The following is a 13,720-nucleotide window of genomic DNA, read 5'->3' on the forward strand; positions in this document are numbered from 1 at the left end:
GATTTTATAGCCATGAATTTTCAATCAGTATTAACGGCATTTGAAACCCAACTAGACGCTATAGATAAAACACAAACCGATATTCTATTTATCGCAGAAACGGGTATATCCCATTGTGAAAAGTATATCAAAACCTTACGTCAAGCCGTCATAGCATCTGGTTTTGAAAGTCAGCAGGATGAAATTCATTTTTTCAAACATGTCAAGCCTCAAATCATGAGTAAGCTAATCTATTATGTAAAGCTACACCATATAGAATGCAAACGGCCAAGAAGTAGTACAAAGTTTCAGGTAAAATATTTAAACGCACATATTAATAAACTTCAGCTGTATTTTAATGATAATTTAGAGTTCTATCATTATTATCGGCGAGGTGCCACTACTCTGGATACTCAGTATTTTTTAAGAGGACAATCAGATTTACGCTTTCCCACGGCCTCTTATCATTATTTTACAGATGATGCATTCTCAACCTGTCAAGATCATACGGTAGCTACCATCATGGCCTTTGACATGCTTATTGTCTATTTACAACAAGAAATTGAAAAATTAGAAAACGATACAGATAACGCTAAAACCTCTCACATGAAGCACGTATCAAAATTATTTTGGACCGGAAGCAAAACCGATCTCATCGAACTTATTTATGCCCTGCATGCCAGTGGTAGCATAAACAGCGGTACCGCCGACATCAAAGAAATTGCAGTTGTTTTTGAAACCCTATTTAATATGGATTTAGGTAATTATTACCACACATTTATAGAGATACGCGCCCGAAAACACAGCCGAACCAAGTTTTTAGACCGTTTGGTCGATGGTTTGAACCAACGCTGTGATGCATCAGATGAATAATTCCCAATACGCACCCACCTTGGGAAAATGAGTATCTCCATGTGGCAACCTCTAAAGGCAAGTATTTTTGACTAAAAAAAAGTGAACCCACTCTTCAAAAGTGTCCAAAACACCCCAAAAATTGGGCAGAAAAAAAACACCCACCTTGGGAATGCCTATAGAAGAATACTTAAAAAGTCGTTTCAATTTTGTCATACGAAAGTCAAATCATAGCAAAGTCGTCATAAAAGAAATGAACCTTGGCGGCTTTGTTTTTAAAACAATTCCTATGGCAGCAACAATTATTACCTCGGAAGATTTACGAGATTTCAAATTAGAATTATTGGACGACATCAAGCAGCTCTTAGAAACTACGCAAGGGCAAGTGCATAAAAAGTGGTTAAAATCCCCAGAAGTTAGGGCTTTGTTAAGTATTTCTCCAGGAACTTTGCAAAACTTAAGAATAAATGGCACCTTGCCCTATTCAAAAGTAGGAGGCGTGTTGTACTACGATTACCAAGACATTCTAAAAGTATTGGAGCAAAACAAAATTCATAATAAGTTTTAAGCTTTGGAGCCCATAAATTACATCAAACACCTCAATGGGGTGTTTGAGCAGTTTGCAAAGGACAATCGGTTAAACCCGACCCACATTAGCCTGTATATAGCCTTGTTTCAGGTGTGGAATGCTAATTATTTTAACCCCACATTTTTCATCAATCGAGAAGAAGTGATGGTCTATTCCAAGATTGGTTCAAAATCAACTTATCATCGCTGCATTAAACAGCTCAGTCATTGGAACTACATTTTGTATACGCCTTCGCATAATCCGTTCAAAGGGAGTCGAATTAAGATGTTCGATTTTGGGACAAGCTCTGGACAAGTACTGTACCCAAGCCGTACCAAAATCGAGACAAGCAGTGGACAAGCAGTGGTACCTATAATAAAACATATACAAACTATAGAAAACAATAAAAACATTAACAAACAGAAAAATTTTAAAATTTTAAAAACTAAAGGTTTTTCAAACAGCAAAAAACAGAACCGCAGTGTCCCATATACGGACAACCTCAAGACCAGTACTGATAAAAATTACAACGATCCGCTATAATGGAAACTAAAAACAAACCCTATATCATTTCAGAAGGTAAGCTCGATTACGAATTGGGGGAGCTTAGAGGCCAACAGATTCTCTATGATTTTGATAAAATGCTGGTCTATTTGGAAGCCAAAGGGCAGTCCCTGTTCGGTCATGGGTTTAGACTGTATGAGGAAGATCGCGATATTCTGTTCAAGCTTTGTAATTATGCCATTCAAGATAAAACCATGTGCAAGAAACTGGGTTTAGATCCTCAAAAAGGCATTCTGCTATCTGGTCCAGTAGGCTGTGGCAAAACAAGCCTCATGACACTGATGCGTTACTTAACACCACACCGCAAGCCTTACAAAATGATTCCAGCACGTAATATCGTTTTTGGTTTTAATTACTTGGGGTATAAAACTATAGAAGATTATGGCAATACCCAGTTTTTTTGTTTTGATGATTTGGGTGTAGAACCAATGGGCAGGCATTATGGTAAAGACTGTAATGTTCTTGGAGAAATCCTCATATCACGTCATGATTTATTCCTTAAAACCAAACTTAAAACTCATGCCACCACCAATTTGAATGCCCAAGAACTGGAACAACTTTACGGCAATCGGGTGCGTTCGAGGATGCGTGAATTGTTTAATTTGATAGCCTTCGAAAAAAATAGTCAAGACAAACGTCGTTAAGTGAAAAATGTGATAAAAAATCATGGCGATTGCAATAATCTAGCGTTTTTAAGTAAGAAAATATATTCAAAAGTAAGTTGATTTCATTTAGAAATCTAAAATCCCTCATACGATTTGATTCCATTTATTTTCAATTAAAATCAATCCACATCAAATAAAATTATTCCTGTAAATGATAGTGTTTACGTGATTTAAGGTTTGTTTTTAAGTAACTTTTGAATAGTCAAAAACGCAAACTATTTAAACTTAAAAACAGATGAAAAAATCACTAATCTTTACCGTTTTTTTATTCACAGTTAGCAAAACCCTTTTTGCACAAATCGGAGGTATTGAAGATTCCGTAAATGATGTATCTGATACCATCAGAGTCATTTTCCCTATTATTCTAGGGGTAATCTTTTTGATCGGCTTTTTATTTAATGCAGGACATTTCTTCGGCGAGAATGCCGACCTCAAAAAAGGCATTACCCGAGTGCTCGTCTTTGTGCTTATTGCTGGAGCCGTAGTGGGCATCTTCACTTACCTAATAGGAATCGTTGTCTAGTCGCTAAGCGACATTTGGCAACCATAATGAACATTTATGAATTTGAATGAGAAGATTTTGAAAACTTACAACATCTATAAAGATATCAGAAAGCGCGCCATGATTATGGGCTTACCCATTTCATGGTTCGCTTTACAAATGACATCGGTTATCGGCTCTTTATTACTCATCATATTTTCATTTAGCTTATGGATTATTGTTATGGTATTTCTTTTTAATGGTGGGCTATTTCTTGCCCTAACACAGCTCACCAAACACCCTAGCTTATTACATTTTAAAAGGGTATTCCCCAAAACCCTCAGTAATAAGAAAATGGGATTGACCAGCCTTTTTACAAACAACCAAATTTCAAAGCCATGATGCAGACCATAAACATAGCGTCATATTATCCCATATTAAACATAGATAAGCACATGGTATTTGCCAGTAATGGTAATGTGGTATTAGCTTATAAAGTGGAATTACCAGAGATCTATTCGCTTTCAGATCAAGATTTTGAAAACCTACACAGCGTCTGGTTTCAAGCCTTTAAATCTTTACCAACAAGCACGGTAATTCACAAGCAAGACATCTATCAAAAAGAACACTATGCAGTAGACAAGTTACCACAGCAAACCTTTTTACAACAGGCCACCCATAAACACTTTAAAGAACGTGACTATTTACAACATAGCAGCTACTTGTTTTTTATTCTGCCATTAGATAAAACCTTGAATGCCTCCAAGTTTACCAATCCTTTTCGTAAAGCAGTAAAAAGTAATCTCCAAGCCACCGATAATAAGGTACAAGAATTTGTAGAATCTGTAAATGATGCCGTGGGATATATCAATAACAGCAGGACGGTACAATTAACCCCGTTAAACGCCAAACAAATTTATGGTCTAACCGATGCCTATTTCAATGGCTTCAATACGGGGATTACAACCGACATTCAATTAAAATCTCTACGCGAAAGCGGTAATGTCAAAATCTCCATTGGCGAACATATTTTTGATGTATTAGCTATCAATAGTGAGTTGTGCTTTGGAGAATCGGTACAAAGTAGTAAAACCAATGATAAGTTTACTTCGGATGACTTTGTATTTCATCAGGGCTTTTTGGATGGACTGGGCCTTAATCTCAACCAAAACCATATCATCAATCACATCATTTATCTAGATGACAAACACAAATGGCGTAAACTATTGGAGAAGAAAATTGAAGAACTCAGTAAGAGTGCCAACTTCGGCACACAAAATAAGGTTATTAAAAAGAAGATTGAGGCCATTGTTGCTAAAATTAATGAAGACGATCATTCTAGAATTATTAGAGGGCATCTCAATGTGGTATTCTGGAGTAAAGAAGAAAAAGCCTTAAAGCGAATAGCTTCAAGGATAAAGAGCGAATTTAAGGAGTTAGACATCGTACCACATTACCCCAAAGGGGAAGAACGGAAACACTATATTTTAAATTCCTATCCCTTTTTTGCGACCCATTTCTCAAATGAAGATCTGTATGTAACCGATTTGAAACATGCCTTGTGTTTATTCATCAACAACAGTAATTACAAATCTGATGAGCAAGGCATCATTTTTAATGACCGGCAGTTTAACATCCCGGTTTTAAAAGATGTTTGGGATGAGGATAAAAAGCGAATCAAAGCGCGTAATTTTGCCATTTTTGCCCCCACAGGAGAAGGTAAGTCCTTTTTAGCTAATAATATTCTTCGGCAATATTTTGAACAAGGGCTACGACTGGTTATTATCGATTTGGGAGGTTCTTATGCCAAGTTTGCCAAACTCTATCCTGAGCGCCATACCATTTTGAGGTATGAACAAGGCAAAAATTTAGGCATCAATCCCTTTTATATTTCGAGTGCAACTGATTTGACTCCCGAACGATTGGAAGACCTTGCTGTTTTTCTTTTAGAATTATTGGCTGCAGGGCATGAGGTATCCAAAGCCAAAACGGTAGCCATCAAAAAAGTGCTGCTACATTACTATAAACACATTCGCTCACAGCACTCCTTAGCTTCACTGTATGCCTTCGTAGATCAAAAAAAGGACAGCCTTTTGAAAGAGCTTAATATACGAGAGACGGATTTTAGCGTCTATAATTTTTTGCATATCCTTTCGGAATATGTTGATGGTGGACTGTATAGTTTTCTGTTTAATGAAAGTGAAGACCAAACTTATAAACTAGAGGACAAGCGCCTCATTGTTTTTGAGCTTGATGAAGTGAAAGACAATAAAGAAATTTTATCGGTCATGCTGAAATTGATAAAAACGGCCATCCAACGCACTATATGGCGTAACCGCTCGGAAAAAGGCATCATATTATTCGATGAATTTGCCAAACAGTTGAAGTTTTCAAATGTGCTAGAGAGTGTAGAATTCTATTACCAAGCCATACGAAAGCAAAATGGTGCCATCGGCATCATATTACAATCCATCAACCAACTACCAGATACGTCAACATCGGCCAGTATTTTGGAAAACACCCAGATCATTTATAGCCTAAGAAACGAAAAAGGCTATGAAGCCTTAGCCAAGAGGCTTAACCTTTCCAGTCATGATTTAAACCAATTAAAATCCATCCGAAATAAACTAACCGGCGATAGGAAGTATACCGAAATCTTTATCAAAATAGGAAAGGAAAGCAACATTTTTCGCTTGGAAGTACCCAAAGAAGTCTATGCTGCCTATCTCACGGATGGCAGAGAAAATGACCGTATCATGGCCATATATGAACAAACAAAAAACATGGAAGAAGCTATTACCACCTTCATCCATAATACAGAAACTATAAATTAAAATCTAAACCTTATGAAATCTTCAAAAAACATTCAGAAACCACATAAACCAAAAACCTGTTTTGTTGTTAAAAACAAAACCTTGGTATTAGCAGTATTGCTTGTCATTTCAACATCTGGCCACATTTTGGCCCAGGGGATGCCGGTATATGATAATACGAATTTTATCAGCTTTACTAAATCTCTGATAGAGTCTGCGAAGCAAACCTCACAACTCTTAAAAACGGTACAATTTCTTAAAACCCAAAAAGAGAATATAGAAAAGGTAAATACGGTAATCAAGCAATTAAAAGCAGTTCGGGAACTCACGAGAAACAATCAAAAGCTATACAATATTATTCAAAACGATTTAAGGGAAATACTCAATTCGCCTTATATCAAATCCGATGAAGTAAACCGAGTATCTGCATCCTTTAATGCTATTGTAGATAACTCCTTAGAAGGCTTGAATTATTTAGACCAGATTCTCTCAAGCCATAATTTAAAAATGACAGATGCCGAACGTGTGGAGGTACTGAAAACGATGGAACGGCAATCCCAAGACATGGTGGCCGAGATAGAAGCCAAAACACGACGTTATAAAGAAATTATTGCCTTTAGACGTTTACAGGATAAAATTAATAATCGCCAGGGTGCATACTAATGGCAGGAATCGTTTTAGGCATAGGATTAGAATATGTAGATACAGTGTTTAGTACCATTAAGAACAGTGCCTTTTCTCAATACACCTTAACAGGAATGAAGGCACTAGCCATTTTACTGTTTCTGGTAAACATCCTTAAAAAGTATAACGAAGGCGTAGTTAATAAAGATGATTATACCTGGGGATTAAGCCCAACAGAATTAGCCAAGAACTTCGCCGTGGTTATTGTAGTTTTATTTTCCACACAGGTATTGGATGTGTTTGATGGTATTTTAGTGGCCATAGAAACGGCGTATCGTGATACGGCTCCAGCACTCCTTCCGTTGCAGATGCAGGACATTGATTTGGAGCGCGATGTGGGTGCCTTGGAAGCCGCCAAAAAAGCCTTTGCTTTATTGTATGAAGCCTTGGTTACACCCTTATACGGTTTAAAAGCCATAGCCTTTATTATGGGCATCTTTTTGTGGCTTTTAGATTTGTTTATCTATCCTTTGTTTTTAGCAGAGCGATATTTTCTGTTGGGCATTATGCAAGCGTTTTTTCCGCTTGTCATTAGCCTAGCCGTATTTGAGAAATTCAGAAATCTGGCCTATAACTTTTTTAAGCTTTATGCCGCAGTTTATATGCTGGTGCCTGCTTTTTTTCTGGTCAATGTTTTTGTCAATAACCTGTACTCTGAGATTAATAGCAATTTTTGGTCGGCGCTTTTCGGAACGGATTGGGGCAGTGATTTCTTTGCGCCACTGCTTCAATTTGGTTCCATAGGCTTTATTGTTCTGCTAAAATTCAAACTCTACAGAAGAGCCAGCAGCTTTGTTATAAGACTCTTTACAGGTTAATTGAATTAAAAATTAACATCTATGAAAACACCCTATAAAAATATTTACGGCGTACTGAAGTTAAATCGGTTTGTTGTCCTTGCTGTGGTTCTTGTAAGCGGGCTTACCACTTGTGTAGCCGTCCTAGCCGTAGTCAAATTGCATAAAGACAGTTTAAACAAAGCCTTTATGATTAATACCGAAGGTCATGTTATCCCATTGAAGCTTGCAGAGCAACGAGAACACCAGAAAGTAGAGCTGTTGTCGCATTTGGAACAGTTTCATCGGTATTTCTATCATTTGGATGCCAGTAATTTTGAAAAGCATTTGGATAAGGCCTTATGGTTAGGCGATAGTTCGGTAGATGCTCTGTACAAACAGAAAAGAGCAGATGGAGTTTACAACCGTTTGTTGCAATATTCCTTGATTCAAAAAGTCCTAAGGATTGAATCTATTATTCAAACACAAACCGAACCTTATACCTTTAGAACAACCACCGTTTTTGAAATCAACCGTGGTTCTGTGGTGGATACCTACCGCTTAGAGACCTCAGGAAACCTGGTTCATGTCGATCGGCATTTTCCCAATAATCCGCATGGATTATTAATCACAAATTATTTTGAAAATAAACTTCAAAAATTAGAAGCCTTTACTAACGAATAAACTCCATCAATTATGCATTTAGATAGTAAAAAAATCATCCTCATCATGCTGATCGCCTGTGTGATTGTATTTATCATAGCCTATGGTCTTAGCTTAAATCACGCAGAAGATGACCTCGAATTAGACACCAATCACATACCTGTTCCGGTATTAGAAGAAACGGATAAAACATACCAATCTAAAAGAGAGGCCATAGACGCTTTAAAAGAAGAAAGAACACAAATGGCTCCCAGCGTTTATAATGAGAATTTATGGAATGAAGATGGGATTTATGATGATAAACTATTAGACAAGCAAAAGGAAGAATTATTGGATAGTATTTACACCTATCAAGAGGAGACCTACACAAGACAGCAGCTCAAACCTGTGGAACGAGAGCAGCCCAAAAATAATGGTAATAATTCCATGGAAATAGAAGAAACCAAAGTCACAGAAAAAGATCCTCAAACCTTGGCTTTGGAACACCAGTTGTTTTTTGCATCAGCACCAAAACCCTTAATAAAACCAATAGATGACACCCCTGAAACTTGGATTCAAGCCTATGTGGATGGTAAGCAAACGGTTCAAAAAGATTATCGCTTAGCCATGCGCTTAGCAGAGGGTAATACCATTGGTGGTTCGTATTATCCAAAACATACAGCGGTTTATGGATTTGTGACCTTTAGACCAAATCGAACAATTATAGCTATAAGTACCATCAATCACAAGCCTGTTAAATTAAAGGCTTATGATTTTCAGGATGGGAATGAAGGAATTTATATAGAAAACAGCTTCAGGGCTGAAGCTAGACAAGAACTGGTCGATGATTTGGTTCATGACATTAATATCGCAGGTGTGCCAAATGTGTCCTCTGGGCTAAACTCAGGTGTAAATGGCATAAAACGCATTTTTCAACGAAACAATCGCAATGTCAAAGTAACTATAGCCGATCAATACAAACTCATTTTAAAAACCGATAACCGCTAATAATCTTAAAACACAATCATATGAAAACATATATCACATTAGTGCTATTAGCTAGTTTAAATAGCTTGTGGGCACAAAAGCCTTTAGATACCATATATGCAAATGCATCGCACAATGTAGCTTTGTTTTTTACAGAACCCATCAAGCAAGGTATTACGGGTTCAGATAATTTTGTGTTTACCTATAATAGGGAAAAAGAACAGTATTTCGGATTACTACAAGCCATTCCAGGAACAGAAAGTAATTTGCTTACTGTTACCAAGATGGGGCAGGTTTACGCTTACATATTAAAATACAGAGACAGTTTAACAAAGCTCAATTACTTTATAAATAAAGAAGAAAGTATCGGTCGGGAAAAATCCATAACTAATAAACGCGATAACTTAAATGATGTAAAAAAGCACGAAGTTCGCAAGCGTTTTTTTGAAGGACATTGTAAGCAGTTACTCAAATCAAAAAATATGCGGCTCGCAACAAAACGAGAAAAAGGTTTAAAACTTCAACTGCAAAATATGGATTATAAAGAAAACCTAGTATACCTAGTTTTGGAATTTACCAATAGGACTACTATTGATTTTGAAGTCGATTATCTGAAGGCGTTTATTGAAAATGGAAATAAAAAGCTTAGAGCGTCTTATCAAAAAGTGGAGCAAAAGATTTTGTTTGAGTATGGAATGCCCAAAATTATAAATTCTACTAGCAAAACTAGATTTGTGTTGGTGTTTCCGAAGTTTGTGTTAGGTAAAACCGATTTGTTAAGTATTGAACTCACGGAAAAGAAAGGGAATAGAAGGATGGAAATATGTTTTTAAAATATTTTAGATATGTGTTATGGACAAATCAATCAATCCAATCCATTGCAAATACACGATGGTTTGTAAATATCGTTTTCCAGTTATAAAGTAGTTTTTTTTAAGTGAACATCTATAACCTCACCTAATTTTGTATGTTGTTCTAGAACGTGTAGTAGTTTAATCTTATTGTTATAAGGGCCCTGAACGAATAGAATTTTACGCATTATTGGTTTTAGCAAACGTAATCGAAGGGTGAGTATGTGTAAGAGTATTAATAATGATAACCTTACTACTAAATATAACTAAAGAGTTTATCAATGCTAAAGTAACTTAATTTCGTTTTTTACTAAATCAGTTCAACACCAAACTTGAAAGCGGTATAAGGATTCTCTTTTATTATATTCAGTCATGGCTACCAAAAATGGAAATTTAACTTGAAAATTTTAAAACAAGTTTGTTTTACAAATAGCCACATAGCGGTAGAGATAGGCGATTAATAGGTTAGTATGATAAAACTTCAACATAAGTTCAACTGTATTCAACAATATTAACATTTAAATTTAAGCTAGATCATTTACTTTGTGTTGTATTTGATAACAACATAATTTAGTTCTAACTAAATGAATTATAGGATTAAGATGAAGTTGTTCTTAAATATGTGCCAACTAATATTAACTAAACTAAAATGATTAAACATGACAAAAAGAGAGGTTAAGATTTTATTATTAATGATGTTTTGCGTGTACTCAAGTAACTATTTGGGGGGGCAAGAGAAGGATATTACTATTACAGGAAAGATTATTGATGTTAATGGGCAACCATTAATAGGTGCTACTGTTTTAGAAAAGGGGACAAACAACGCTACAGTCGCCAATTTTGATGGTTTTTATGAATTGAAATTGAGGCAAAATACTGCTAGAGGTGCTGTACTACAATTTAGTTACATTGGTATGGATGTAATTGATATTCCATACTCGGGTAATAGTGTTATTAACGTTACATTGTTGCAATCTGATGATAATATTTTAGATGAAGTTGTTGTTATAGGTTATGCGACTGAAAAAAGGAAAGATGTGACGGGTGCTATTTCTTCGGTTAAAGGTGAAGATTTGGAGGATGTGCCCGTGCCTAATGCTTTGGATGCTTTAAAGGGTAGGATTCCAGGACTGTCCATCATTTCAAGTTCAGCGGCTCAAGATTCAGAAATTAGTGTTAGAGTGAGAGGAGGGATTTCGATTACACAAAATAATTCTCCATTGTATATAGTAGATGGTTTTCCTATGATTGATGGTTTTGAAGGTTTAAATCCAAACGACATTGAAAGTATCGATGTCCTAAAGGACGCTGCTGCTACAGCTATATACGGATCCAACGGTGCAAATGGAGTTATTATTATTACTACTAAATCGGGTTTTGAAGGGAAAAGTACAATAAACTACCAAACTTTTGTTGGGGTAAAAACACCTTCTAGGCGTATAGATGTATTAAACCCACTTGAATATGTTTTATATGATTATGAACGCACAGGAGGAGGCGTAGGATGGGAAGAAATTTATGGGCCGATAGAAGATGTAGAGAAAAACTATGCGAATAGAAAAGGTGTTAATTGGCAGGATGAGGTTTATGGAGGTAAAGCTGCAATTAATCAAATGCAAAGAATATCATTAAGTGGAGGATCTTCGAGCAATACTTATAATATGACATATACCTTTAATGACGATGATAATATCGTGCCCAATAGTGGGTATAGTACTCAGGCATTGCGAGCTAGCTTTGGACAAAAAATGGGTGAAAAATTGAAAGTTAACTTAAATATAAACTATTTTACTGACAATTTAAGAGGAGTGGGTCCCTATGGAGAAAGCGGAAGGCAAATGATAAAATTGATAAATTATAGGCCTACAGCAGGGATTAATTTTTCTGATGAGGATTTAATTAATAATGATATCGATCCCTTGTTTGATGATGAAGATGATACTGTAATTGATGTTAATCCACTCACAAATTTGCAAACTCAATTAAGGGATAGAGAAAAAATACGCGCTACATATTCTTTTGGGCTAAACTATGATATTAATGATTCATTTAAATATAGTTTTTCAATTGGTATGACCAATAATGAAGTAATGACCTCCCGGTTCTTTACGGCCAGATCTAGTTCGGCAAGATTATCTGGTGGGCCTTCTGGTCAGTTGGATCAACAGAAGCAATATCAATATTTTGGAAACCATACTTTAGCCTATAAACCAATACTCAAAGGGAAAAAATATAAGTTTGATGTACTTGTGGGGCAGGAAATTAGAGAATTTAAGTCAGAAAGTTTAGGTGTTTCAGCTAGTGGATTTCCAGATGAGAATTTTGGGATAAATGCTATGCAGTTAGGTACCATACCGGGTATTCCTTATACTAATAAGGCCTCAGAAAAATTACTTTCTTTTTTCGGGCGTGCCAACTACAAACTCTTTAATAAGTATATTTTAACTGCTACATTAAGGGCAGATGGATCTACTAAATTCGGTCAAAACAACAAATGGGGCTATTTTCCAGCAGTTGCTTTGTCATGGCAGGCACACAAGGAAAAAGTTATTGAAAACCTAAATGTTTTTTCGAATTTAAAATTTAGAGTTTCTTACGGAGAAACAGGAAATAGTAGAATACCAAATTTTCAATCATTATCCTTGTATGAAAGTGATTTTACGCCTTACAATAATAGGCCAGGAGTGTCATACTTACCTACATTACCTAATTCGAATCTTAAATGGGAGACCAACATATCTAAGAACCTTGGAATGGAAATGGGGTTTTTTAAAAATAGATTAGTCATTATTGCAGATCTGTATGAAAATGAAAGTAGAGATTTGTTGTTGAGTACTAGATTAGTAAATAATTCTGGGTTTTCTACGGCTATAAGAAATATAGGTTCAACTCAGAACAGAGGGCTAGAGATAGGTGTTCAAAGTCGAAATATACGAAATGAAAATTTTAGTTGGACCACAAATTTTAACATAGCATTCAATGAGAACAAAGTGTTAAAATTAGCAGATAAGGAGAGATGGGAGATTCAATCTAGAACAGTTAATAATTCTGGGTCAGATTTTGTAATTGAAGAAGGAAAGACTACAGGTTTAATGTATGGGCTAGTATATGACGGTTTGTATACTACAGATGATTTTGATTGGGATGCGGATAATAGTGCTTGGGTGCTGAAAGATGGTATTCCTGTTAGTTCATTTCAAACACCTGAACCCGGTGTAACTAAATATGTTGACGTAAGTGGTCCAGATGGTATTCCAGATGGAATATTAGATGCAAAAGATAAAGATTTTATAGGAGATGCAAATCCAGATTTTACTGGAGGAATTCTTAATACCTTCAGATACAAAAACATAGACTTGTCCATGTTTTGGAATTTTAAATATGGGGGTAACATACTTAACGGGAATGTTTACCAATTATTGAGAGGAGGTTCCAATAAAAGTACTGCTAAATTTATTTACGATAAACAATATAAAACATATGATAGCCAAGGAAATGATTTGTTAGCTACAGGAAATGTAGAGGCTTTAAAGGCAATTAACGAAAACGCAGAATTACCTTCACAAAGAGCAAATTTTGTAAGATTAGACAGTTATATGATTGAAGATGCTTCATATGCGCGTTTAAGCCAATTGACTTTAGGCTATAGCTTTTCAAAAAATGTCTTAAATGATTTAGGCTTAAGTAAATTTAGATTATATGCATCTTTTAATAATTTGTTAACAATTACAGATTACTCAGGTTTTGATCCTGAGGTAAGAATGAATGCTAATAATGGTTTAACACCAGGGATAGATAGAGGAAGTTTTCCGCGTTCGGTATCCTATGTGTTTGGACTAGATGTTTCACTTTAAAAAA

13 protein-coding genes are annotated in these 13,720 nt (G+C 35.7%); all 13 read left to right on the forward strand.

Annotated elements, in window-relative coordinates; genetic code table 11:
- The first annotated feature begins 12 nt into the window (after window positions 1-12).
- The 13 genes from KFZ70_RS09210 (at window position 13) to KFZ70_RS09270 (ending at window position 13,716) form a co-directional block, all read left to right on the forward strand.
- Window positions 13-852 carry an RteC domain-containing protein gene (locus KFZ70_RS09210; protein WP_139695090.1) on the forward strand — a complete coding sequence of 280 codons (840 nt, stop codon included), beginning with the start codon at window positions 13-15 and terminating at the stop codon, window positions 850-852.
- A gap of 268 nt (window positions 853-1,120) precedes the next feature.
- Window positions 1,121-1,399 (forward strand): helix-turn-helix domain-containing protein, encoded by a 279-nt coding sequence (locus KFZ70_RS09215; protein WP_139695089.1) that lies wholly within the window; start codon window positions 1,121-1,123, stop codon window positions 1,397-1,399.
- 3 nt (window positions 1,400-1,402) lie between these two features.
- Window positions 1,403-1,942, forward strand: a complete 540-nt coding sequence (locus tag KFZ70_RS09220) for a hypothetical protein (protein WP_139695088.1) — start codon at window positions 1,403-1,405, stop codon at window positions 1,940-1,942.
- Entirely contained in the window at window positions 1,942-2,607 is a 666-nt protein-coding gene (locus KFZ70_RS09225; protein WP_139695087.1) for an ATPase, read from the forward strand. The genes KFZ70_RS09220 and KFZ70_RS09225 overlap by 1 nt, the downstream gene beginning before the upstream one ends.
- 256 nt (window positions 2,608-2,863) lie before the next feature.
- A complete protein-coding gene (locus KFZ70_RS09230) occupies window positions 2,864-3,151 on the forward strand; it encodes a hypothetical protein (protein WP_139695086.1) in 288 nt (95 codons plus the stop codon).
- Between the two features lie 36 nt (window positions 3,152-3,187).
- The gene (locus tag KFZ70_RS09235; protein ID WP_317128476.1) at window positions 3,188-3,511 is read left to right on the forward strand and encodes a hypothetical protein; all 324 of its coding nucleotides are present in this window, start codon (window positions 3,188-3,190) and stop codon (window positions 3,509-3,511) included.
- The gene (locus KFZ70_RS09240) at window positions 3,511-5,943 is read left to right on the forward strand and encodes a TraG family conjugative transposon ATPase (protein WP_139695260.1); all 2,433 of its coding nucleotides are present in this window, start codon (window positions 3,511-3,513) and stop codon (window positions 5,941-5,943) included. The genes KFZ70_RS09235 and KFZ70_RS09240 overlap by 1 nt, the downstream gene beginning before the upstream one ends.
- Before the next feature lie 12 nt (window positions 5,944-5,955).
- A complete protein-coding gene (locus tag KFZ70_RS09245) occupies window positions 5,956-6,585 on the forward strand; it encodes a conjugal transfer protein (protein WP_199240647.1) in 630 nt (209 codons plus the stop codon).
- Window positions 6,585-7,424, forward strand: coding sequence for a hypothetical protein (locus KFZ70_RS09250; RefSeq protein WP_139695084.1), 840 nt, complete (start codon window positions 6,585-6,587; stop codon window positions 7,422-7,424). Before KFZ70_RS09245 ends, KFZ70_RS09250 begins: the two co-directional genes overlap by 1 nt.
- 21 nt (window positions 7,425-7,445) lie before the next feature.
- A complete protein-coding gene (locus KFZ70_RS09255) occupies window positions 7,446-8,066 on the forward strand; it encodes a conjugal transfer protein TraK (protein ID WP_139695083.1) in 621 nt (206 codons plus the stop codon).
- Between the two features lie 12 nt (window positions 8,067-8,078).
- The gene (traM, locus tag KFZ70_RS09260; protein ID WP_139695082.1) at window positions 8,079-9,032 is read left to right on the forward strand and encodes a conjugative transposon protein TraM; all 954 of its coding nucleotides are present in this window, start codon (window positions 8,079-8,081) and stop codon (window positions 9,030-9,032) included.
- A 20-nt stretch (window positions 9,033-9,052) separates the two neighbouring features.
- Complete coding sequence (locus KFZ70_RS09265; protein WP_139695081.1) at window positions 9,053-9,844, forward strand: DUF4138 domain-containing protein; 792 nt, start codon at window positions 9,053-9,055, stop codon at window positions 9,842-9,844.
- Between the two features lie 677 nt (window positions 9,845-10,521).
- Complete coding sequence (locus KFZ70_RS09270) at window positions 10,522-13,716, forward strand: TonB-dependent receptor (protein ID WP_139695080.1); 3,195 nt, start codon at window positions 10,522-10,524, stop codon at window positions 13,714-13,716.
- Window positions 13,717-13,720 lie beyond the last annotated feature (4 nt).

The organism is Allotamlana fucoidanivorans, assembly GCF_045788535.1.
In the GTDB taxonomy this organism is placed as follows: domain Bacteria; phylum Bacteroidota; class Bacteroidia; order Flavobacteriales; family Flavobacteriaceae; genus Allotamlana; species Allotamlana fucoidanivorans.